The following is a 22955-nucleotide window of genomic DNA, read 5'->3' on the forward strand; positions in this document are numbered from 1 at the left end:
TCCGCGCAGAACAGCCCCGAGACGTGTCACCCCGCCGTCCAGCCGCCACCCAGCGCCCGGAACAGATCGACCTGCGCGAAGGCGACGGCGCGGTCGGCGCTCGCGAGATCGCTTTGCGCGGCGGCCAGCGTACGCTGGGCATCGAGGACCGTCAGGAAGTCGATCTGGCCTTCACGCTGGCGGGCGAGGCTGATGCGGGCGGCCCGGTCGGCGGCCTCCCTCGCGGCCCTGAGCGTGTCACGGCGTTCGAGCGCATGGGCATAGACCGACAGCGCCGTCTCCGTCTCCTCCAGCGCCCGCAGCACCGTGCCGTCGAAGGCGGCAAGTGACGCGTTGCTGTCGGCCTTTGCAGCGGCGATGCGCGCGCGGATCGGTTCCTGATTGGGGAAGGCCCAGTTGATCAGCGGTCCCAGCAGCCAGCGGAACGGACCACCGCCGAAAATATCGCCGCCGCCGATCGCCGTGGTGCCGATCGCACCGCCCAGCGTGATGCGCGGATAGAGGTCCGCCGTCGCGACGCCAATGCGCGCGGTGTCGGCGGCCAGACGCTGTTCGGCGGCACGCACATCCGGGCGGCGGGCGAGGAGGGCGCGGCCGTCGCCGACCGGGATCGGCTGGCTGAGGTCGGGTGTGTCCTTGAGGTCGCGGACGGTAGCTGGCAGCTCCTGCGGTGTCCGTCCCGTCAATGTGGCGAGGCGGAACAGCGCGCCGTCGCGGTCGGCGAGCAGGCTGGGAATGAGGGCGGCCTGGCTGTCGCGCAGCGCCGTCACCCGGATCAGGTCGAGCCGGTCGGACCGGCCGACCTCGAACCGGGCATTGGTGATGCGGATGCTGTTGTCGAGCAGGGCGACCGTCTGCCGGGCGACCGCGATGCGCTCGGCGGAGCTGGTGGCGTCGACATAGGCGCGCACCGTGTCGGCGACCACCGCCACGCGGACCGCGTCTGCATCGGCGGAAGCGGCGTTGACGTCCCCCTTCGCCGCCTCGATGCTCCGCTTGACGCGGCCGAACAGGTCGATCTCATAGGCGACGTTGAGGCCCGCATCGACGGTCCAGTTTTCCCTGTCCGTGCCAGGAAGGGTCTGGGCGGCGGAGGCACGGCCATAGCTTGGCTGGGCGTTGAGCGTCGTCTGGGGAATGCTGTCGGAGCGCGCGCCGCGCAACTGGGCGCGGGCCTCTTCCAGACGGGCGACGGCGACGCGGATGTCGGTATTGGCCTTCAGCGCATCCTGCACCACGCTATCGAGCAGCGGGTCGTTATAGAGCCGCCACCAATGGTCGTCGGCCTGAGCGGTGCTGACCGCCGGGCCGCCGGCGCCGATGAAGGCGCCCGCAGCCGTGGTGGGGGTGGCCGGTGCCTTATAGTCCGGCCCAGCGGCGCAGGCGGTCAAGGCCGATGCGCCGAGCAGCAGGGGGAGGAGGTGTCTTGTCATCTTCTTGTTCCTATTCCGCAGGTTGCAGCGCGGCGGGGGCCTGACCCTTGCCCTTGCGGGCAAAGCGGTCGCCGAGGGCGCGGCAGACGACATAGAAGGTGGGGGTGAAGAGCAGGCCGAAGGCGGTCACGCCGGTCATGCCGAAGAAGACGGCGGTACCCAGCGCCTGACGGAGTTCCGCCCCTGCCCCGCTTGCGATCACCAGGGGCACGGCGCCCAGGATGAAGGCGAAGCTGGTCATCAGGATCGGCCGCAGGCGGATCTGGGCAGCCTGAACGGCGGCTTCGACCGGCGACAGGCCCTGTTCTTCCTCCGCCTGCTTGGCGAATTCGACCACCAGGATGGCGTTCTTCGCCGCCAGCGCGATCAGCACGACAAGGCCGATTTGCGTGAGGATATTATTGTCCATCCCCCGCAGGTTCACGCCCAGCATGGCCGCGAACAGGCACATCGGCACGATCAGGATGATCGAGAGCGGCAAAGTCAGGCTTTCATATTGCGCCGCCAGCACCAGGAAGACGAAGAACACGGCCATGGCGAAGACGATGCCGGCGGTATTGCCCGCGATCTTCTGCTGATAGGCGACGCCCGTCCATTCGCTGCCGTAACCGGCAGGAAGGGTGGATGCCGACAGCTTCTCCATGGTGGTCAGCGCCTGACCCGAACTGGTGCCCGGAGCCGTATCGCCGTCGATTTCCACCGCAGGGAGCAGATTGTAGCGCACCACGCGATAGGGACCGGTCCTGTCTTGGAAGGTCGAGACCGAACCGATCGGAACCATCTGCCCGCTGTTGGAGCGGGTTTTCAGGTTGGCGATGTCGGCGACGCTGCCGCGATGGTCGGCATCGGCCTGGGCGGTCACGCGATAGGTGCGACCCAACAGGTTGAAGTCGTTGACGAAGGCCGAACCCAGATAGACCTGCATCGCCTCGAACACCCGTTCGGGGGGTACGCCCAGCAGGTCGGCCTTGCGCCGGTCGACATCGGCATAGACGCGCGGGGTGCCGACGTCGAACAGGGTGTAGACCATGTTGAGGCCGGGGGTCTGGTTGGCCTTCCCGATGAAGTCCTGGGCGACCTTGTTCAGCTCCGCATAGCCGCGATCCTCGCGGTCCTGCACCATCAGGCGGTAGCCCCCGGCCGAACCGATGCCCTGGATGAGCGGCGGCGGGATGAGCAGGATGCGGGCCTTGTCATAACCGGCGACGGCCTTGTTCGCCTGTTCCATGATGCCCTTATAGGTGGCGCCTTCCTTTGCGCGCTCGGCGAAGCTGTCGAACGGGAAATAGATGGCGGCACTATTGGGTGCCTGGGTCTGCGACGGCCCATGGAAGCCCGCGAACATGACCGCGCCGCGTATGCCCTTGATCGGCAGGATCTTCTCCGCCACCTCGCGCGTCGCCTTGTCGGTGCGCTCGAGCGAGGCGCCGGAGGGAAGCTGCACCACAGCGAGGAAATAGCCCTGGTCCTGCGCGGGGATGAAGCCGCCGGGCGTCACCCAGATCAGGGCGATGGTGGCGACGATCAGGCCCGAATAGGTCAGCAGCATCTTCTTCGGCCGGGCGACGAGGAAGCGGGTGAGGCGGGCATAGCCCGTGCTCAGGCGATCGAAGCCGGCGTTGAAACGGTCGGCCGCCCGGCCCGCAAGCTGGCGCCAGCGAGGGGCGTTGTCCAGGTCATGCGCGCCATGCTTCGCCTTCAGCAGCAGCGCCGCCGCCGCCGGAGACAGGGTGAGCGAGAGGATCAGCGAAATGATCGTCGCGGTCGAGATGGTGACGGCGAACTGCTGGTAGAAGGCGCCCGAAATGCCGGTGATGAACAGCGTGGGCACGAACACGGCGCACAGGACCAGGACGATGGCGACCAGCGCGGTCGATACCTCGTCCATCGAGGTGCGGGCGGCCTCCAGCGGGGACATGCCCCGTTCGATATTGCGCTCCACATTCTCGACCACGACGATGGCGTCGTCGACGACGATGCCGATGGCGAGGACCAGGCCGAAGAGCGACAGGTTGTTGAGCGAATAGCCCAGCCCCGCGAGGATCGCCGCCGTGCCGATCAGCGACACCGGGATGGCGATGATCGGGATGATCGCCGCTCGCCAGTTCTGGAGGAAGACGAGGATCACGAGGACCACCAGCACTACCGCTTCGAACAGGGTGTGATAGACCGCGTCGATCGACTGGCTGATGAACTCGGTGGGATTGTAGATGACGCTATATTCCAGCCCCTTGGGGAAGCGGGTCTTGAGCTGGTCCATCTCCGCCTTCACCTTTTCCGCCGCGTCCAGCGCGTTGGAACCGGGGCGTTGCATCACCGCGATGACGACCGTGGGCTTGCCCGAAAGATAGGTGTTGATGCCATAATCCTGCGCGCCCAGTTCGACACGGGCGACGTCGCCCACCCGGACCTGGCGGCCATCGGCGTCGGTGCGGATGACGATGTCGGAAAATTGTTTCGGTTCGGTCAGGCGGCCCTGCATCTCGACGCCGAGCTGGAAGGCTTCCCCCCGATCATAGGGAGGCTGGCCGATGGAGCCGGCCGAAACCTGCACATTCTGGGCGCGCAGGGCGGAGACGATCTCGCCCGCCGTCAGGTTGAGCGCTGCCGCCCGATCCGGATCGATCCAGATGCGCATCGCATAGTCGCGCGAGCCGAAGAGCTGCACGTCGCCCACCCCGTCGAGCCGGGCGAGCCGATCGCGGACCTGGGTCAGCGCATAGTTGGAAAGATAGTTGCGGTCGAACGTGCCGTCCGGCGACTGGAGATTGACCACCATCAGGAATTCCGGGGTCGTCTTGCGGGTGACGACGCCCAGGCGCTGCACCTCCTCCGGCAGGCGGGGCACGGCGATGGCGACACGGTTCTGGACGAGCACCTGCGCGGCGTCGAGGTCGGTGCCGACCTTGAAGGTGACGGTGATCGTCACCTTGCCGTCGCCGGTCGACTGGCTGCTCTGATAGAGCATGTCGTCGACGCCGTTGATTTCCTGTTCGATCGGCGCGGCAACCGTGGACGCGACGGTTTCGGCGGAGGCGCCGGGATATTGGGCGGACACCGTGACCGTGGGCGGCACGATGTCGGGATATTGGGAGACGGGCAGGCCGACGAAGGCGATGGCGCCGACCACGGTGATGATCACCGCGATGACGGCGGCGAAGATCGGCCGGTCGATGAAGAAGCGGGAGAGGCGCATCGGAATGTCCTTTGCGTTGGACGAAGGGACGGCGCGCGATCCGGCGGGGGTGCCGGACCACGGGCTTTCGCATCTTTGGTGCGGGCGGTTTAGCGGGCGAAGGTCGCCTGTGCGGCGATCGGCGCGGCGCCGTCCGTCGGGGTGATCGGGGCCGGGCTGGCCTTGATCGCCGTCGGCCGGGTCGCGACCTTGGCGCCGGGCATGACGGCCTGGATGTTCGATACGATCACCCGATCGCCGGGCGTCAGCCCCGTGCGGATGATGCGCAGGCCGTCGACCACCGGGCCGAGTTCGACCGGCTTGGCGATAACGCTATCATCCTTCCCGACGACAAGAACGGTCTTGCGGGCCTGATCGGACTGGATGGCTTCGTCGGGCACCAGCAGGGCGTTGACCTTGCCGCCATTGGCGAGCCGCATATTGCCGAACATGCCCGGCGTCAGGAACATGCCGGGATTGTCGAACAGGGCACGGGCGCGGATGGTGCCGGAGCGTGGATCGAGTCCGTTGTCGGTGAAGTCGAGATGGCCCTTGTGACGATAATCGGCTTCGTCCTGAAGGCGGACTTCGACCGCGCCGCCCGCTGCTCCGTCACGCTGCGATTTCAGATAAAGCGCTTCGGAGGCGTCGAAGTTGAAATAGATCGGATCAAGCTTGTTGACGGTCGTGAGCAGGGTGGCACCCGCGCCCTCGCCGGCGGACACCAGATTGCCGATATCGACCCGGCGGTCGGAGACGCGGCCGGAAATGGGCGCGCGGACCTGCGTGAACTCGACATCCAGTGCGCGCTGGCGTTCGCGGGCTTGCGCACCCGCAAGGGCGGCTTGCGCCGCTTGCAGGCGGGAGCGCAGGGCATCGACCTCGCTCGCCGAAACCGCCTCGTCGCCGGTCAGGCGCTGGACTCGGCTATAGTCGTTGTGGGCGAGGAGGAGGGCGCTGCGTGCACTGGCGGTGCTGGCCTTCGCTTCTGCCAGCGCGGCTAGGAAAGGCCGCTGGTCGATGGTGAAAAGAAGCTGGCCCGCCTTCACATAATCGCCGTCCCTGAAGTGGATCGCCGTTACCGAACCGGAGACGCGGGGACGGATTTCGACCGTCTGGCTGGGCGCGAAGCGGCCTACATAATCGTCCCACTGCGTCACCGCGCGGGACAGGGGAGCGGAAATGCCCACCGTCACCAGCGGGGTGGCCGCCGCCTGGGCGCTGGGCCTGTCGACCAGCTTCCAGCTCATGCCGCCTGCGACGGCGAGGGCGAGGACGCCCAGGGAAATATGGCGCTTACGCCAGCGGGAGAGGGGGATTGCCGAACGGCTGTCGGCGTCGATCGGGGTGTGCATGTTCATGAGAATGGAACTCCGGGAACCTTGGCCGACTGCGAAGCGGCAGGCATCGGCCGCTTCGCAATCGCGAAGAAAATCATGCGCGCCGTTCGGCGCTTATCCGGGCCAGCAGCGTTTCGAGCTGGCCTTCGTTGAAGCCGGCCTTGATGAAGGCCTTCAGATAGGAGGGGCGGGCGGTCCAGCCGCGATGCCACGCCTCGACAGCCAGGCGGCGCAGGCTCTCCAGCCGGGAGTCGGCCAGGCGAGGGTTGGCGCCTTCGCCGAAAATCCATGCCTTCAGCCGGTCCCAGCGGTTCGGCGGGCGCAGCGACGACAGGCCGTCATGGCGGGCAAGCTGGATGATCTGCCATTCGATCGGCGCGAAACCGATGACGGGCGCTACTCTGGTGGCGATTGCGCCGCCATCTTCGGCAGAGGCGGCAAGGTGCAGAAATGCCATGGCTGTTCCCCTGTGAAAGGCACAAGTCCGGATGATCGGGCGGGCAGCTTGCCGTCCGGTGCGGGCCATCCGGCCTCGGGTGAAAAAGCGGTCCCGGCCGCGCGGATCATGAACCCGCGCGTCAGGCAATCAGATGTTGATCAGGTCGCGACCACCCTGTCGGGACAGCCGCTTGGGATCGTCAGTGAAGACAGAGTGGATGAAATGTTCGCATCGCAGACCTCTCTGGATAACAGGCCTATTCAATACTGAATGGTATATAATGCGATGCAGCAATGGGGTCAACGATATTTTTATACCGATCGGTAATTTTTCGGCATTAATCCATAAAACCCTGAATTTTCGTTACTTTCCGGGCCATATCGCGAGCGTGGTTTCCACCAGCTGCTCCAGCCGCTCCGGCGGCACACCCGCCCCCGCCTGCACGGCCATGCCCTGCATCACGGCGGAAAGATAGGTAGCAAGCGCCTGCGGATCGATGGTTTCGGGAAAATCGCCCTCGTCCCGCGCGCGCTCCAGCCGGGCCAGCAGCGCAGCATCCGACGACGCGCGCCGGGCGATGACATCGTCGCGGATCGATTCGGCCTGGACGGCGCAGGCTACGGTGCTGATGACGCCCAGGCAGCCATGCGGATCGGTGGTGCCGGTCTGGATCGCCAGCGACCCGCGCAGCAGCCGTTCGGCCACGCCCTTCGCCGTGGGCGCTTCCAGCGCGGTTCGCGTGTAACAGAGCTTGTCCCGCTCATAGAGGTCGAGCGCCTTGCGGAACAGCGATTCCTTGTTGCCGAAACAGGCATAGAGACTGGGCTTGGTGATGCCCATCGCCTCGGTCAGTTCGGCCATGGAGGCGCCTTCATAGCCGCGCCGCCAGAAGACGGTGAGGGCGGCGCTCAACGCTTCCTCGGGATCAAACTCCCGCGGGCGGCCCCGTGCTGCTTGTGCCTGCGTTTCCATACCGGTCGGTACATAGTGTGCGGATGGCCCTGCGTCCATAGGGAAGCGGGATTATCTTTCAGGCGTTTTCCCGGCCCTGTCGCCCGGCAGGATCGCCGCCCTCCAGGACGATCCGGTCGATCCGGCGGAGCATCTTGCGGAAGGCATCGACCTCGGCTGCGCTGAAATGGGAAAAGATGCGGCTTTCCAGTTCGAGCGCCTTGGGGGCGATCGCGGCGTGGAGCCGCTCGCCCGCCGCCGTCAATGCCAGAAGGTGCGACCGGCGATCCTCCACATTCGGACGGCGGACGAGCAGGCCGCGATCCGTCAGCGCGATGGCGGCGCGGCTGACCGTCACCTTGTCCATGCGGGTCAGGACGCAAATCTGTTGCTGGGTGATGCTGCCCTTTTCCGCGACCCAGGCGATGACCCGCCATTCGGGGATGGTGATGTCGAACATCGCCTCATAGATTTGCGCTATGCTGTCGCTGAGGAGCGCCGTCGTGAAGGACAGGCGGTAGGGCAGGAAATCGTCCAGTCGAAGCATTTTGTCGGCCATGGGTAATAGTATCATTTGATACCTTATCCGCAAGCCGCTATACCGGTATCAAATGATACCGGTTCGGGAGCGGCATTTGATGGAAGACGATCGCTGGCATGGCCCCGCCATGATGCCCGGCTTCGGCAATCATTTCGCGACGGAGGCGGTTGTGGGCGCCCTGCCCCAGGGGCGTAATTCGCCGCAGCATGTGCCGTTCGGACTTTATGCGGAGCAATTGTCGGGCACCGCCTTTACCGCCCCGCGCGCAGAGAACCGCCGGAGTTGGCTGTACCGGCTGCGGCCCGCGGCCAATCATCCGGCCTATCGGCCCTATGAGCGGGAAGGCCTGTTGCGAAGCGGGCCTTTCGACGAGGTGCCGCCGACGCCCAATCGCCTGCGCTGGGATCCCATGCCGATATCGGCAGAGCCGACGGATTTCGTGGATGGCCTGGTCAGCTATTGCGGGGCGGGCGATCCGGCGGCGGGGGAGGGGCTGGCCGTCCATCTTTACACCGCGAACCGGGCCATGGAACGCCGGGCCTTCACCAATGCCGACGGCGAGATGCTGATCGTGCCGCAGCAGGGCGCACTCCGCATCGTCACGGAAATGGGCGTCATGGACGTCGCGCCCGAGCAGATCGCGCTGATCCCGCGCGGGGTGCGGTTTCGGGTCGATCTGCTGGAAGACAAGGCTCGCGGCTATGTCTGCGAAAATTACGGGCCGCTCTTCCGCCTGCCCGATCTGGGGCCGATCGGCGCCAACGGCCTTGCCAATCCGCGCGATTTCGAAACACCCGCCGCCCGGTTCGAGGATGATGACGGCCATTATGAGATCGTCCAGAAATTTGGCGGGCGGCTCTGGACTACAGTGCAAGGACATTCGCCCTTCGACGTCGTCGCCTGGCATGGAAATCTGGCGCCGTGCCGTTATGACCTGCGGCGGTTCAACACCATCAACACGGTCAGCTTCGATCATCCCGATCCGTCGATCTTCACCGTGCTGACATCGCCCAGCGAGCGGACGGGAACGGCCAATTGCGATTTCGTGATCTTTCCGCCGCGCTGGATGGTGGCGGAGGATACATTCCGCCCGCCATGGTTTCACCGCAATGTGATGAGCGAGTTTATGGGCCTGATCCACGGCGTCTATGATGCCAAGGCGGGCGGCTTCGCGCCGGGCGGGGCCTCGCTGCACAATTGCATGGCGGGACATGGTCCGGACAAGGCGAGCTATGAAGGCGCGGTGCGGGCCGATCTGAAGCCGCACCGGATTGCCGACACCATGGCCTTCATGTTCGAAAGCCGTTTCATGTTCAGGCCCACCCGCTTTGCTGTGGAAACGCCGCTGGGCCAGCTCGATTATGACGATTGCTGGGCGGGCTTTGAAAAGGCGCGATTGCCGGAAGGGGATGGGGCGTGAATTTCCCGCAGATCGACGAAACCCACGACCCCGCAAGGTCGAGCTGGGTCGAGGGAGCCGATGGACATACGGATTTTCCGGTACAGAACCTGCCTTATGGGATATTCTCCCCTCCAGGCGGCACCGCGCGGGCGGGCGTAGCGATTGGCGATCGGATTTTCGACCTCAAGGGCGCGGCGCGCGGAGGTCTGCTGCCCGCCGCTGCGGCGGCCGTGCTGGATGGAACGACGCTCAACGCACTGCTGGCGCTGCCGGGGAGGGATCGCATCGCGCTGCGGCAGGCCTTGAGCACCCTGTTCAGCGACGAGAGGCAAAGCGGCGCGGTCGAACCCCTGCTGCACCGGGCGGCCGATTGCCTGCTGCATCTGCCCGCGGCGATCGGCGATTATAGCGACTTCTATGTCGGCATTCACCACGCCACCAATATCGGCAAGCTTTTCAGGCCCGACAATCCGCTGCTCCCCAATTATAAATATGTGCCGATCGGCTATCATGGGCGTGCATCGTCTATCCGGCCTTCGGGCGTGCCGGTGGTGCGGCCGCGCGGGCAGCGCAAGGCGCCCGATGCCGATGTGCCGCTGGTCGGGCCGAGCCAGCGGCTGGACTATGAGCTGGAACTGGGTATCTGGATCGGCCCGGGCAATCCGCTGGGCGATCCGGTGCCGATCGCCGAGGCGACAGACCATATTGCAGGCTTCTGCCTGCTCAACGACTGGTCGGCGCGGGATTTCCAAGCGTGGGAATATGTGCCGTTGGGGCCGTTCCTGGCCAAGAATTTCCAGACGACCATTTCGCCCTGGGTGGTGACGGCCGAAGCGATGGCGCCCTTCCGCATTCCCCAGCCCCAACGTCCGGAGGGCGACCCGCAACCTCTGCCCTATTTATGGGATGAGGCGGATCAGGCAGGCGGCGCGCTGGCCATCGATCTGGAAGTGTATCTGTCTAGCGCACGGATGCGGGCGGAGGGGCTGGCGCCGCTGCGACTGTCGCGCGGGCCTGCTTCGTCCATGTACTGGACGGCGCAGCAGATCGTCGCCCACCATGCCTCCAACGGCTGCGACCTTCGCCCCGGCGATCTGCTGGGGACAGGGACGCTCTCGGCGGCGACGCGGGATGGCTATGGCAGCCTGATGGAACTGAGCGAAGGGGGGAAGGTTTCCATCGCCCTGCCGACGGGCGAGCAACGGACCTTCCTGGAGGATGGCGACGAGCTGGCGCTGAAGGCGGTGGCGCGGGCGGAGGGTTTCGCGTCGATCGGCTTTGGCGAATGCCGCGCGGTGATCATGCCCGCGCGATGAGGTGAGTTTCCGTATTTGACGCGGCGCGTCGCGAAGCGCAGCATGGCGTCCGGACAATTATCCGGAAGAATGGACCCGATGCAGTCGCACGAAGCCAGCGTTGATATGAAACGGTTGATCGAGGATTGGGTTCATTTGCACGGCCGGACGCGCGACCAGTTGTTACCATTACTTCATGCAATCCAGGAAGAGGTCGGCTTCATCGACGATGCGGCGGTTCCGCTGATCGCGCAGGCGCTGAACCTGAGCCGCGCCGATGTGCATGGCGTGGTGACCTTCTATCATGATTTCCGGCGCATGCCTGCCGGGCGGCATGTGGTGAAGCTCTGTCGGGCGGAAAGCTGTCAGGCGCGGGGCGGGGCGGCCATCGAAGTGGCGGCGGCGCAGCGGCTGGGCGTCCCCATGGGCGCGACGCGGCGTGATGGACAAGTGACGCTGGAGCCGGTCTATTGCCTGGGCCTGTGCGCGGTGGGGCCGAATGCGCTGGTCGACGGGCGCCCGGTGGCGCGGATCGATGCCGCCGCGATCGAGCGGATCGCGCAGGAGGTCGCGGCATGAAGCCGGGCCAGAAAAGCAAAATCTATGTCAGCCGCGACATGGCGTCGGTCGCGCTGGGCGCGGACGAAGTGGCGCAGGCCTTCGCGGCGGCGGGGTGCGAGGTCGTGCGCACGGGCAGCCGGGGCCTGTTTTCCATCGAGCCGCTGGTCGAGGTGGAACAGGACGGCGCCCGCGTCGGCTTCGGGCCGGTGGGACCGCATGATGTGGCGGCGGTGCTGGACGGTAGCCACGGGGCGCGGCTGGGCGATGTGGCGGCGCTGCCCTTCCTTGCCGGGCAGCAGCGTTTCACCTTTGCCCGCTGCGGGGTGATCGATCCGCTCGATCCGGAGGATTATGCCGCCCATGGCGGCTGGCGCGGGCTGGATGCGGCGCGGGGCATGGCGCCGCAGGCGGTGGTCGATGCGGTCAAGGCATCAGGCCTGCGCGGGCGCGGCGGGGCGGGTTTTCCGACCGGGATCAAATGGCAGACGGTGCTGGATGCGGCATCGGACGCGAAGTTCATCGTCTGCAACGCGGATGAGGGGGACAGCGGCACCTTTGCCGACCGGATGCTGATGGAGGGCGACCCCTATTGCCTGATCGAGGGCATGGCGATTGCCGGGCATGCCGTGGGGGCTGGCCATGGCTATGTCTATATCCGCAGCGAATATCCCTTTGCCATCGCGACGATGCGCGAGGCGATCGAGCGGTCGGCTGAACGGATCGCGCCCTTCACGCTGGAGGTGCGGGTGGGCGCCGGCGCCTATGTCTGCGGGGAGGAGACGGCGCTGCTCGACAGTATCGAGGGCAAGCGGGGACAGGTGCGGGCAAAGCCGCCTCTGCCCGCGCTGGCCGGGCTGTTCGGGCAGCCAACGGTCATCAACAATGTGCTCAGTCTGGCGGCGGTTCCCTTCATCCTGGCGGAGGGGGCGGAGGCCTATGCGGCGGTCGGCTTCGGGCGGTCGCGCGGGACCATGCCGGTGCAGCTGGCGGGCAATGTGAAGCATGGCGGGCTGTATGAAATCGGCTTCGGCATCACGCTGGGCGAGTTGGTGAACGACATTGGCGGCGGGACGGCGAGCGGGCGGCCGGTGCGCGCGGTGCAGGTGGGCGGGCCTTTGGGGGCCTATTTCCCGCCCGCCATGTTCGACCTGCCCTTCGACTATGAGGCGTTCGCGCAGGCGGGCGGGCTGATCGGCCATGCGGGGATCACCGTGTTCGACGACAGGGTGGACATGGCGCATATGGCGCGGTTCGCGATGGAATTCTGCTCGGTCGAAAGCTGCGGCAAATGCACGCCCTGCCGGATCGGATCGACGCGCGGGGTGGAGATCATGGACCGGATCATCGCGGCGCGCGACACGCAGCCGGTGGTGGCGGAAGGCGTGGAGGGCGGATTGGCCAGAGCGCTTCATTCGCGCTCGCCCGCCCGGATCGACGCGGGGCTGGAGGCGCAGACGGCGCTGCTGCGAGATCTGTGCGACACAATGAAATATGGGTCGCTCTGCGCGCTGGGCGGGTTCACGCCCTATCCGGTGTTGAGCGCGCTCGACCATTTTTCAGAGGATTTCGGGGCATTGGCTCCGGCGAAGGAAGCGGCGGAATGACTTTTACGCGCGAAACCGATCATGGGACACCGCCTGCCATCGCGACGGGCAGGAGCGTTACGCTGACCATCGATGGCGAAACAGTGACGATGCCGGAGGGCACGTCGATCATGCGGGCGGCGTCGCTGACGGGCTGTTCGATTCCCAAGCTTTGCGCGACTGACAATGTCGAGAGCTTCGGTTCCTGCCGCCTGTGCCTGGTCGAGGTGGAGGGACGCAGCGGCTATCCCGCATCCTGCACCACGCCGATTGCCGATGGCATGGTGGTGCGCACGCAGAGCGAGCGGCTGAAGCAGCTGCGGCGCGGGGTGATGGAGCTGTATATCTCCGACCATCCGCTCGATTGCCTGACCTGCCCGGCCAACGGCGATTGCGAATTGCAGGAGCAGGCCGGCGCGGTGGGCCTGCGCGAGGTGCGCTATGGCTATGATGGCGCGACCAATATGGGGCAGGCCAAGGACCAGTCGAACCCCTATTTCGACTTCGACCCCAGCAAGTGCATCGTCTGTTCGCGCTGCGTGCGGGCTTGCGACGAGGTGCAGGGGACGTTCGCGCTGACCATCGAGGGGCGGGGTTTCGATTCGAAGGTTTCGCCCAGCCAGGGACAGGATTTCCTGTCGTCCGAATGCGTGTCCTGCGGCGCCTGCGTTCAGGCCTGCCCGACCGCGACGCTGACCGAGAAGAAGGTGGTGGAAATCGGGACGCCGGACCGGGCGGTCGTGACCACCTGCGCCTATTGCGGCGTCGGCTGCACCTTCCGCGCCGAGATGCGCGGCGAGGAACTGGTGCGCATGGTGCCCTGGAAGGAGGGCAAGGCCAATCACGGGCATAGCTGCGTCAAGGGCCGCTTCGCATGGGGCTATGCCCAGCATCGCGACCGGATATTGCAGCCGATGATCCGGTCTTCGGTGGAGGAACCATGGCGCGAGGTGTCGTGGGAAGAGGCGATTGCCCATACCGCCGGCGAATTCCGGCGCATCCAGGCGAAATATGGCACGCGCAGCATTGGCGGGATCACCTCCAGCCGCTGCACCAATGAGGAGACTTTCCTCGTTCAGAAGCTGATCCGGCAGGGGTTCGGCAATAATAATGTCGATACCTGCGCGCGGGTCTGCCATTCGCCGACCGGCTATGGATTGAAGACGACCTTCGGCACGTCGGCGGGGACGCAGGATTTCGACAGCATCGCCCAGGCGGACGTCATTCTGGTGATCGGCGCCAATCCGACCGACGGGCATCCGGTCTTCGCCAGCCGGATGAAGAAGCGGCTGCGTGAAGGCGCGAAGCTGATCGTCATCGACCCGCGCCGGATCGATCTGGTGCAATCGCCTCATGTCGAGGCGGCGCATCACCTGCCGCTGCGGCCCGGCACCAATGTCGCGATGCTGACGGCGATGGCGCATGTGACCGTCACTGAAAATCTGTTCGATGAGGCCTTCATTCGCGAACGTTGCGACTGGGAAGAGTTCATGGACTGGGCCGCCTTCGTCGCGGAACCCTCCCGTTCGCCAGAGGCGGTCGAGCCGCTGACCGGGGTGATGGCGCAGGAGGTGCGGGCGGCCGCCCGGCTCTATGCCACGGGAGGAAATGCCGCGATCTATTATGGCCTTGGCGTCACCGAGCATAGTCAGGGATCGTCGACCGTGATGGCGATCGCCAATCTGGCGATGGCGACCGGCAATATCGGGCGCGAGGGCGTGGGCGTGAATCCCCTGCGCGGGCAGAATAATGTGCAGGGCGCCTGCGACATGGGCAGCTTCCCGCATGAATTTTCCGGCTATCGCCATGTGTCGGACGATGCGGTGCGCGCGTCTTTCGAAAAGGCATGGGGCGTGGCGCTGGATGCCGAGCCGGGGCTGCGCATTCCCAACATGCTGGATGCCGCGACCGATGGGACGTTCAAGGCCATCTTCATCCAGGGCGAGGATATCCTGCAGTCCGACCCCAATACCCATCATGTCGCGGCGGGGCTGGCGGCGATGGAATGCGTGGTGGTGCAGGATCTGTTCCTCAATGAAACCGCCAATTACGCCCATGTCTTCCTGCCGGGATCGACCTTCCTGGAGAAGGACGGCACCTTCACCAATGCCGAACGGCGCATCCAGCGCGTGCGCAAGGTGATGGCGCCGCTGAATGGCTATGGCGATTGGGAGATCGTGCAACTGGTGGCGCAGGCCATGGGGCTGGACTGGTCCTACAGCCATCCTTCGCAGATCATGGACGAGATCGCCGCGCTGACGCCCACCTTCGCGGGGGTGCATTATGACCGGCTGGATGCGGAAGGGTCGCTCCAATGGCCCGCCAATGACGCGGCGCCGCATGGCACGCCGACCATGCACATCGACGGCTTCGTGCGGGGCAAGGGCAAGTTCGTCGTCACCGACTATGTGCCGACCGACGAGAAGACCGGACCGCGCTTCCCGCTGCTGCTGACGACCGGGCGAATCCTCAGCCAATATAATGTCGGCGCGCAGACCAGGCGGACGGCGAATGAGGCATGGCATCGGGAGGACCGGCTGGAGATCCACCCCGCCGACGCGGAGAATCGGGGAATTGCGGACGGCGACTGGGTAAGCCTGAAAAGCCGGGCTGGGGAAACCAGCCTGCGCGCGCTGATTACGGAGAGGGTTGCGCCCGGCGTGGTCTATACGACCTTCCACCATCCCGATACGCAGGCCAATGTCATCACGACCGACTATTCGGACTGGGCCACCAACTGCCCCGAATATAAGGTGACGGCAGTGCAGGTCATGCGATCGAACGGGCCAAGCGACTGGCAGCGCGACTATGCAGCGCAGGCGCGGCACAGCCGCCGGATTGCGCCGTTGGAAGCCGCCGAATAGGATCGGACGGATGAGCGATGAAAATGACGTCATGTCGACCGAGGACCGCCTGATCTACATGGCAAACCAGATCGCGCGCAATGTCACGGCGCTGGGGAAGGATGAAGCGGTGGTCATGACGGCTAACCATATTCGGGACTTTTGGGATCCGGCGATGAAGCGGCGCATCGCTGCGCTGGCGGCATCGCGGCGCGAAGCGCTGTTGCCGATCGCAGCGGCTGCCATCGACCGGATATCGGCGCCTTGAGCGAGGCGCTGGAACGCGAGCGGACAGACGCAAATTTCTGCTTCGCGCAGGTGATGCCTGGCGGCACGAGCAGGGACGTGACGCGCGAACTGGCGGAAGAAGTCCCGATCGCCATCGAATATAATGGCATAGGCTATGCCGTGCTGATGGCCACGCCCGCCAATATCGAAGAACTGGTGTTGGGCTTCGCGCTGGCGGAGCGGCTGATGAGCCGCGAAGATCAAGTCTTTTCGGTCGATATTCATCAAACGCAGCAAGGCGTCATCGCTCGCGCGACCTTGCCCCCGGAACGGACGCACGCCCTGCTGGACCGGGTGCGGCATCGCGCGTCGGAATCCTCCTGCGGCATTTGCGGGGTCGAAAATCTGGAGCAGGCCATCCGGCCCTTGCCGCTCGTGAAGGCAAGACCACAAGCGGATCGGTCGGCAATCTTCCGGGCGCTGGAGGGACTTCAGCAATTCCAGCCCCTGAATGCCCGGACGGGCGCCGTGCATGTGGCGGCTCTGGTTGCGTCCGATGGGAAGATCCTGCTGGCGCGGGAAGATGTCGGGCGGCACAATGCCTTCGACAAGCTGATCGGCGCGATGTGGCGGGAGGGGCTGGGCTGGGGCGGCGGCTTTGCCCTGCTGTCGTCGCGCTGTTCCTATGAATTGGTCGAGAAGGCAGTGCTGGCGCAATGCCCGCTGCTTGTGACGATTTCCGCCCCGACGAAACTTGCGGCCGAAAGGGCGGCTGAGGCAGGTCTGCCACTGGTGGTGCTGGCACGGCCCGATGCGGTGCTGGCGAGTGACGGTTCCCTGTTCGCTCAACCCTGAACCTCGCCCGCCCTCCGCTATTGCCGCTCCCATGTTCGGCCTTGCACCTGACGGTTGGTTCACTGCATAGCTTGGAACATGAAGACGCCGCCACGCCCCGTTACTCTTGCCGATGTCGGCGCGAAAGCCGGGGTTTCCGCCAAAACCGTTTCACGCGTGGTCAACCGCCATCCGGAGGTCACCCCGGCCACCCGTCAGCGCGTCGAGGCGGCCATTGCCGCCACCGGCTTCAAGCCCAACATGGCGGCGCGGTCTCTGGCCACGGACCGTTCTTTCCTGATCGGCTGCTTCATCGTCAACAGCCATAACTTCTATTATGCCGAACTTGTGCGGGGTGCCGCTCGCGCGTCTCGCCGCTATGGCTTTCACCTGGTGCTCGAGGAAATCGACGCCGATGAATCCGTCGCGGACTATTATCACGAAAAGATGCGCAATATCGGCTATCACGGCCTGATCCTGCCGCCTCATTATTGCGACAGCGCTGCGTTGCTGGACGCGCTGGAGGAAGACGGCCAGCGCTATGTGCGGATTTCACCCGCGATCGACCCGGACCGTTCGCCTTCCATCTATGCGGATGACGGCCAGGGAGTCAGCGAGCTTGCCGAACATCTTTGGCGATTGGGCCATCGGCGGTTCGGCGTTCTGGCCGGGCCTGTCGGCCATCTGGCGAGCACCATCCGTTGCGACGGCTTCGTGCAGTCCCTCGTCCGGCTTGGCTGTTCGTCGTCCGACATTCGCATCGAACGCCCCGCATCCTGGAATTCCATCGCCATGGCAGGGCGCGATGTGGCGGAAAGGCTGTTAAGAACCGGGGAGCGCCCCACCGCCATCTTCTGCTATAATGACGAACTGGCAGCCGCGCTCATTGGCTACGCGCGGGATATGAACCTTTCCATCCCGCATGACCTGGCGGTGGCGGGCTTTGACGATAGTGAGACGGCAAGGCTGAACTGGCCCCCGCTTACCACCGTGCATCAACCCATCGTCGAAATGGCGGAGCGGGCGGTTGGCTGGCTTGTGTCGCCGGAACCGTCCGGGCAGACGATCTGCCCGGTGGCGCTGAAGATTCGCAGCAGCACCGATCCGGATGCCGTCTTCATCCCGGAATAGCGCGCATTCGCGATTATCGCACCGATTCCAGAACGACAGGCCCGACCAGTCCCGCCGCGACGGGTTTCAACTTGTCATAGCCCGCGACGGCCGGGTCGATCATGCTGTTCTGGGCGACATTGTCGACGGTGATCGCCAGGGCATTGTCGCCGGATTTCAATGCGCTTGTCAGGTCCATCCGGAACGGCGCACCGATGACGGGAGGAAGCTGTCGTCCATTGACGCTGACCGTCGCCATGTCGTGCACCTGGCCGAGGTCCAGCCAGACATGACCGCCGCGTTTCAGCCAGGCGGGATCGATCCGTACCGACCGGCTGTAGGTCGCCGATCCGGCAAAGCGCGCCAGTTCGGGGACATTCTTCCAGTCCTTGAGCGTGACCGTGCCGAGATCCTGCGCGAAGGGCAGGCGCTGGACATGGCCCTTGGCCTCAAGCCGCCACCCGTCGGCCGGCAAGGCTTGCCGGGCAGCCGTCTGCGGATTGGCCGATGTCTGCGGCGCGCCTGCCGGGTCCAGCATGAGCAGCGCGCTTTCGCCCGCCTCCAGCGTCAGCGGCAGGCGCGCGCCCGCCTCGACCGCCTGAGCGGAGAGAGGCGTAATCGATCCGTCCATGCCGTTCCAGCGCGACACGCTTCCCTTGCCGGGCAGCGTCAGGGTAACGTCGCGGCGCGTGCCGCCATGATTGAACAGGAAAGTGGCGGTGCGGCCATCGATCCGCCGCTGGACATAGACGATGTCCGCCGGGTCGCCCTCGAAACGGAGGTTGGGTGCGATGTTCGCAGTTCGCAAAGCGGCGGCGACCTGAGCGGCGGGAACGATCCGCGCCCCGGCGGCGATCGCATCGGCGACCGCGCGGGTCACGCGGCCGTCGCGCGCTGCGGCATCGGCCAACCCCTCGTCCCGCGACGGTGCGCGGTCGGTGAAGATGACCGGCAATCCTGCATGGGCGAACCGGGCTATGGCTTCGGCCGTGTCGGCGCGGATGCCGTCGATGGGCGGCAGCACCAGCACGGGATAGCGCTGCCCGCCCTTCGCGACCAGTTGCCCCCCTTCGACGCGCGCATCGGCGATGGCGTCAGGATTGATCCGGTCATAGTCGTACCCGGCGGCCAGAAAGCCCTTTTCCGCCGCGAACCTGGCAGCGCCCTCATCCTCTATGCCCGGATAATAGCCATAGCCGCCGTAGAAATAAGCGACGGGCACGACCGCCTCGCCTGCCTGCATGACGCCTTGCAACCGCGCGATATAGCCCGCCAGCGATTTGATCGCGGGCCAGATCGGGTTGTTTTCGTTGAGCGCGCCGGAAAAGCCCATGACGAAGCCGCTGGGCGAGAAGGGATACCAGCCCGGCCATTTGTCCGTCTCCCGGCGATAGTTCATGCCGTGCAGGACCAGGCTGTTGACCCCGCCCGAGATGATGAGATCGACGCGCTGGCGCATTTCCTGCGGCGTGACGTCGAACGGGCGGTCCTTCCACACCAGGCTTTCCGCCGAGATCAGCGGGTGGCCGTAAAGATGCGCGGCTGATCGCGCCAGGCGCATGAAATAGGGATCGGCCCCGTCCACCAGATCCTCTGTTTCCGGTATGTCGGCCAGTCCATAGCCGCGAATGATGTCGAACGCGCCGCCATGGGCCTGGAATCGCGCCTTGAGGCCATGGGCATGGTTCCACGCGACGAAGGGCTGCACGAAGCCCTCGATCATCAGGTCGGATACGGTGCGGCGGTAATCGGCGCGCACGCGTTCCCCCGCCACACTGCCGGTCGCGTCGAAATAGGGCGGCGAATAATGTTCGCCCCATGCCTGCATCCAGCCCGGCTGGAGAATGAAGGGCAGATAAGGCGTCAGGTCATAGCCCCGGCGCTTGCGGAACTGATCCAGGAAATCGGGCGTCCAGGGCATGTCCTGCATCAGTTCCAGGCTGTCGACGAAGGTCGACCGGATACCGACGGGCCGGTCGCCCAGCCGATCGCCGACGCGCGCGGCATGCACGGCAAAAGCGTCCGGACGCATATGGTCGATGACCAGTTGCGGTCCTTTGCCTGCCGACGCCATCACGCCCATGTCGGCGGCATATTGCTTGAACACCAGCACCTGCCATTTGCCCGGCGGCGGCGCCCAATCCAGCGTGCCGTCAGGGCGCAATTTGTCGGTCAGGACGACATGGCTCACCGGATCGAGGCGGCCGGGCTGGACGACATCATCCCATGGGAAGAGGCGGAAACCGGCAGGCGCACCGGAATCCTTGGTGCCCGGTGCATCGCCCTTCATCGCCACGACCGCGACGACATGGGCGCGGTCGTCCATCCGCTTCGCCCAGTCCGCGACCTTTGGGTCCTGAACACGCGGATCTTGCGGGTTGAGCGCGCCAAGCCGTCTAGTCCGGGCGGGAATGGCGACCTTGACCGATTTTCCTGTACCGCCCTGAATTTCCGTGCGGGCCATGGCCAGTTCGACCATCGCCAGTTCCGGCGTGACCGTGAAGCCGCCGCCCGACGGCCAGGCCGACCCGAACGTATAGTCCAGCGTCATGCCACGATCCTGGGCAGTCTTGCCCAGGCCGCGGAGGATTTCCCAGAAGCGCGGTTCGGCATAGTCGTTGACCGCATCGCGCTGATCAGGCGTCAGATTGTCGAGGCCAAGGGCGAAGGGCTGGATTTCCCCGCCCGCAAAGCCGTTTTCGTCCATCAGGGCCAGTTCGCGGTCCAGCTCAGCCGGATCGACCGCAGCGCCGGGCCACCACCAGCGCAGCCGGGGGCGATCCGCCTTGGCTGGGTTTTCGAACCGCTGTTCCAGCGTCTGCGCCATGGCGGGCAGCGTGCTGGACGCGGCGAGCAGCGCCGCTGCCAGCATCGTCCCCAATTTGCGGCGATCGGTCATCCTATATCCTTGCCCATCTGCATTCATGGCTTGCGGGTGGCGGCGCGTAGGCGAGCGGGAGCGCTGAGGACCGGATCGGTAGCCGACCGGGCGATCTCCACCGTCACCCGTTCCGGCCGGACCATCCAGCGCCGCGCCTTCACATCATAATCGCCCAGCACGCGGGGGTCGGCCGTCACCACCACCTCGCGGCTTTCGCCCGGCTGGAGTTCGGGCCTGCCCCAGCCGATCAGGCGCTTCGCCTTGCCGGGGCGCCTCACATAGACCTGCGGCACATCGGTTCCGGCGCGGTCGCCGCTGTTGGTCACGGTGAAGCGCACGGTCAGGCTTTCGCCCGAGACGATCTTGAGCCTGTCATAGCGGAAGCTGGTATAGCTGAGGCCATGGCCGAACGCATAAAGCGGTTTCAGTCCCTTTGCATCATACCAGCGATAACCGGCGTCCGATCCTTCGGGATAATGGATGTCGAACGGCTTGGTGTCCGCTGCCAGACCATAGGTTGCCTTGGTTTCTCCATCCGCGGCAGGCGCATCCGACCCCGGCAGCACCCGGTTGGGAAGCTGGTCGAGCGAGACCGGAAAGGTCACGGGAAGATGGCCGGACGGGTTGACCTGGCCCGAGAGAATGCGGGCGATGGCGTCGCCGCCGCGCTGCCCGCCATACCAGGCGGCAAGGATTGCGGGCACCTTCGCCTGCCACGGCATCAGGACCGGATTGCCGGTTTCCAGCACCACCACCGTGCGGGCATTGGCGCTCGCCACCGCGTCGATCAGTTCATCCTGCCCTTCGCCCAGCGACAGGTCGGGCTGGTCGAGCGCCTCGGTCGCATATTTGTCGGCGAAGACGATCGCGATATCCGCCGCCTGCGCGGCTCGGGCAGCGGCGGCCGCGTCCTTGCCGTCCAGGAAGCTGACCTGCGCTGCGGGAAATTCGGCGCGGATCGCGTCGAGCGGCGGCGTGCCACCATAGAAGCGCTGCGCGAACATCGCAGCGACGCCCGATGTCGCCGCGGCCGTCACCCGCTTCGCGCCGCCCACGGGACGGACCTGGCTCGATCCGCCGCCCGAAGGCACTCCGGCATCGGCATTGCCGCCAATCACCACGATCCGGCGTGCCTGATGGGCGAGCGGCAGCAGGCCGCCCTCATTCTTCAGCAGCACGATGCCCGCTTCGGCGGCGCGCTGGGCAACGGCGGCGTTGGCGCTCAGGTCGATCGTCGTCCCGACTGCCAGCGGATAGCGGTCAAGCTGGTGCGCATAGATGGAATGCAGCACCCGGCCCGCCGCCTGATCCACGGCGGATTGCGGGACCCGGCCTGCGGCCAGCGCCTGTTCCAGCAGGGTCGAAAGATAAGGCTTGCGGTCGATCTGCTCGCCCGATTGCTGGTCGAGGCCCGCCACAAGCGCCGCGGTCGAATGGACCGCGCCCCAGTCGGACATCACATAGCCCTTGTAACCCCAGTCGCGGCGCAGCACGTCGGTCAGCAGAAAAGGGTTTTCGCACGAATAGATGCCGCCCACCCGGTTATAGGCGCACATGACCGATCCGGGATCGCCCTTTTCGATGCCGATCTGGAAGGCCAGCAGATCGCTTTCGCGCATGGCCGCCTCATCCATCTCCACCGAGGCGACGTTACGGCCGGTTTCCTGATCGTTGAGCGCGAAATGCTTGATCGTGGCGATGATGTGGTTGGACTGCACGCCGTCGATCTGCGCGCCGACCAGCGTGCCGGCGAGCAGCGGATCTTCCCCCAGATATTCGAAATTCCGACCCCCGCGCGGATCGCGGACCAGATTGACCCCGCCCACGAGCATCACGTTGAACCCCTTGGCGCGCGCCTCCGATCCGATCATCGCGCCGCCGGCATGGGCAATGGCAGGATCCCAGGTCGATGCCAGGGAAAGGCCCGAAGGCAGCGCAGTCGCGGTATCGCCCTTGCGCGCTTCCATGAGGTTCGAGACGCCCAGGCTCGCATCGGTTTCGACCAGCCGGGGGATGCCGAGCCGCGCCACGCCCTCGATATAGCCTGCGCCCAGTGGAATGCCCTGCGGCCGCTGCTCGGGCGGCAGCAGGGTGTGCATCGGGCCGTGCAGCAGCAGCAGCTTTTCGGCAGGCGTCATGGCGGACAGCGTCCGCTCCGCGCGAATGTCCGGCGTTTCAGCCCTGGTTTCGGGGCCGCTCTGCGCGGCTGCGGACATTGTGACGACGCTCGCGCCGAGGGTGAGCAGGAGCGCGGAATGTCGTTTCATGATGTCATCACCCTCGATCGGCGGCGAAGCAGCGCACGCGTAAGCGCCGTCGCGGCCGGTTCATTCTGTCCT

General features: G+C 65.7%; 16 protein-coding genes. 8 read left to right on the forward strand and 8 right to left on the reverse strand.

The window, feature by feature from the left end; translation table 11 throughout:
- Positions 1-26: 26 nt before the first annotated feature.
- The 6 genes from MJ601_RS04180 to MJ601_RS04205 form a co-directional block, all read right to left on the reverse strand.
- Positions 27-1433, reverse strand: a complete 1407-nt coding sequence (locus MJ601_RS04180; protein WP_242123580.1) for an efflux transporter outer membrane subunit — start codon at positions 1431-1433, stop codon at positions 27-29.
- 10 nt (positions 1434-1443) lie between these two features.
- Entirely contained in the window at positions 1444-4629 is a 3186-nt protein-coding gene (locus MJ601_RS04185; RefSeq protein ID WP_242123582.1) for an efflux RND transporter permease subunit, read from the reverse strand.
- An 89-nt stretch (positions 4630-4718) separates the two neighbouring features.
- Positions 4719-5969, reverse strand: coding sequence for an efflux RND transporter periplasmic adaptor subunit (locus MJ601_RS04190; protein WP_242123585.1), 1251 nt, complete (start codon positions 5967-5969; stop codon positions 4719-4721).
- 73 nt (positions 5970-6042) lie between these two features.
- The gene (locus MJ601_RS04195; protein WP_242123587.1) at positions 6043-6405 is read right to left on the reverse strand and encodes a hypothetical protein; all 363 of its coding nucleotides are present in this window, start codon (positions 6403-6405) and stop codon (positions 6043-6045) included.
- 345 nt (positions 6406-6750) lie between these two features.
- Complete coding sequence (locus MJ601_RS04200; RefSeq protein WP_242123795.1) at positions 6751-7359, reverse strand: TetR/AcrR family transcriptional regulator; 609 nt, start codon at positions 7357-7359, stop codon at positions 6751-6753.
- 58 nt (positions 7360-7417) lie between these two features.
- Entirely contained in the window at positions 7418-7897 is a 480-nt protein-coding gene (locus MJ601_RS04205) for a MarR family winged helix-turn-helix transcriptional regulator (RefSeq protein WP_242123589.1), read from the reverse strand.
- Between the two features lie 112 nt (positions 7898-8009).
- On the opposite strand from MJ601_RS04205, the gene hmgA reads away from it, so the two are divergent.
- From hmgA to MJ601_RS04245, 8 genes are all read left to right on the forward strand, one after another.
- The gene (gene hmgA / locus MJ601_RS04210) at positions 8010-9299 is read left to right on the forward strand and encodes a homogentisate 1,2-dioxygenase (protein WP_242123797.1); all 1290 of its coding nucleotides are present in this window, start codon (positions 8010-8012) and stop codon (positions 9297-9299) included.
- Entirely contained in the window at positions 9296-10597 is a 1302-nt protein-coding gene (fahA, locus tag MJ601_RS04215; protein WP_242123591.1) for a fumarylacetoacetase, read from the forward strand. Before hmgA ends, fahA begins: the two co-directional genes overlap by 4 nt.
- Positions 10598-10702: 105 nt before the next feature.
- Positions 10703-11155, forward strand: a complete 453-nt coding sequence (locus tag MJ601_RS04220; RefSeq protein ID WP_242123593.1) for a formate dehydrogenase subunit gamma — start codon at positions 10703-10705, stop codon at positions 11153-11155.
- Positions 11152-12741, forward strand: a complete 1590-nt coding sequence (locus MJ601_RS04225; RefSeq protein WP_242123595.1) for an NADH-ubiquinone oxidoreductase-F iron-sulfur binding region domain-containing protein — start codon at positions 11152-11154, stop codon at positions 12739-12741. The genes MJ601_RS04220 and MJ601_RS04225 overlap by 4 nt, the downstream gene beginning before the upstream one ends.
- Positions 12738-15584: a formate dehydrogenase subunit alpha gene (gene fdhF / locus MJ601_RS04230; RefSeq protein ID WP_242123597.1), complete on the forward strand. Its 2847-nt coding sequence runs from the start codon at positions 12738-12740 to the stop codon at positions 15582-15584. Before MJ601_RS04225 ends, fdhF begins: the two co-directional genes overlap by 4 nt.
- 10 nt (positions 15585-15594) lie before the next feature.
- On the forward strand, positions 15595-15831 hold the full coding sequence (locus MJ601_RS04235; RefSeq protein WP_242123599.1) for a formate dehydrogenase subunit delta: 237 nt from the start codon (positions 15595-15597) through the stop codon (positions 15829-15831).
- Between the two features lie 53 nt (positions 15832-15884).
- Positions 15885-16646, forward strand: coding sequence for a formate dehydrogenase accessory sulfurtransferase FdhD (fdhD, locus tag MJ601_RS04240; RefSeq protein WP_242123799.1), 762 nt, complete (start codon positions 15885-15887; stop codon positions 16644-16646).
- A gap of 78 nt (positions 16647-16724) precedes the next feature.
- Positions 16725-17756, forward strand: coding sequence for a LacI family DNA-binding transcriptional regulator (locus MJ601_RS04245; protein ID WP_242123601.1), 1032 nt, complete (start codon positions 16725-16727; stop codon positions 17754-17756).
- A 13-nt stretch (positions 17757-17769) separates the two neighbouring features.
- Here the strand turns inward: MJ601_RS04245 and MJ601_RS04250 are convergent, their stop codons facing one another.
- Positions 17770-20634 (reverse strand): glycosyl hydrolase, encoded by a 2865-nt coding sequence (locus tag MJ601_RS04250; protein WP_242123603.1) that lies wholly within the window; start codon positions 20632-20634, stop codon positions 17770-17772.
- Between the two features lie 23 nt (positions 20635-20657).
- Positions 20658-22883, reverse strand: coding sequence for a beta-glucosidase family protein (locus MJ601_RS04255; protein ID WP_242123605.1), 2226 nt, complete (start codon positions 22881-22883; stop codon positions 20658-20660).
- Between the last annotated feature and the right edge of the window lie 72 nt (positions 22884-22955).

It is taken from the genome of Sphingobium trunci, assembly GCF_022664535.1.
Classification (GTDB): Bacteria; Pseudomonadota; Alphaproteobacteria; order Sphingomonadales; family Sphingomonadaceae; genus Sphingobium.

Bases quoted from the DNA above. Each gene is read 5' to 3' on its own strand.
- MJ601_RS04180 (WP_242123580.1), bottom strand. From the start codon at position 1,433: ATGACAAGACACCTCCTCCCCCTGCTGCTCGGCGCATCGGCCTTGACC.
- MJ601_RS04185 (WP_242123582.1), bottom strand. From the start codon at position 4,629: ATGCGCCTCTCCCGCTTCTTCATCGACCGGCCGATCTTCGCCGCCGTC.
- MJ601_RS04190 (WP_242123585.1), bottom strand. From the start codon at position 5,969: ATGAACATGCACACCCCGATCGACGCCGACAGCCGTTCGGCAATCCCC.
- MJ601_RS04195 (WP_242123587.1), bottom strand. From the start codon at position 6,405: ATGGCATTTCTGCACCTTGCCGCCTCTGCCGAAGATGGCGGCGCAATC.
- MJ601_RS04200 (WP_242123795.1), bottom strand. From the start codon at position 7,359: ATGGAAACGCAGGCACAAGCAGCACGGGGCCGCCCGCGGGAGTTTGAT.
- MJ601_RS04205 (WP_242123589.1), bottom strand. From the start codon at position 7,897: ATGGCCGACAAAATGCTTCGACTGGACGATTTCCTGCCCTACCGCCTG.
- hmgA (WP_242123797.1), top strand. From the start codon at position 8,010: ATGCCCGGCTTCGGCAATCATTTCGCGACGGAGGCGGTTGTGGGCGCC.
- MJ601_RS04220 (WP_242123593.1), top strand. From the start codon at position 10,703: ATGAAACGGTTGATCGAGGATTGGGTTCATTTGCACGGCCGGACGCGC.
- MJ601_RS04225 (WP_242123595.1), top strand. From the start codon at position 11,152: ATGAAGCCGGGCCAGAAAAGCAAAATCTATGTCAGCCGCGACATGGCG.
- fdhF (WP_242123597.1), top strand. From the start codon at position 12,738: ATGACTTTTACGCGCGAAACCGATCATGGGACACCGCCTGCCATCGCG.
- MJ601_RS04235 (WP_242123599.1), top strand. From the start codon at position 15,595: ATGAGCGATGAAAATGACGTCATGTCGACCGAGGACCGCCTGATCTAC.
- fdhD (WP_242123799.1), top strand. From the start codon at position 15,885: ATGCCTGGCGGCACGAGCAGGGACGTGACGCGCGAACTGGCGGAAGAA.
- MJ601_RS04245 (WP_242123601.1), top strand. From the start codon at position 16,725: ATGAAGACGCCGCCACGCCCCGTTACTCTTGCCGATGTCGGCGCGAAA.
- MJ601_RS04250 (WP_242123603.1), bottom strand. From the start codon at position 20,634: ATGACCGATCGCCGCAAATTGGGGACGATGCTGGCAGCGGCGCTGCTC.
- MJ601_RS04255 (WP_242123605.1), bottom strand. From the start codon at position 22,883: ATGAAACGACATTCCGCGCTCCTGCTCACCCTCGGCGCGAGCGTCGTC.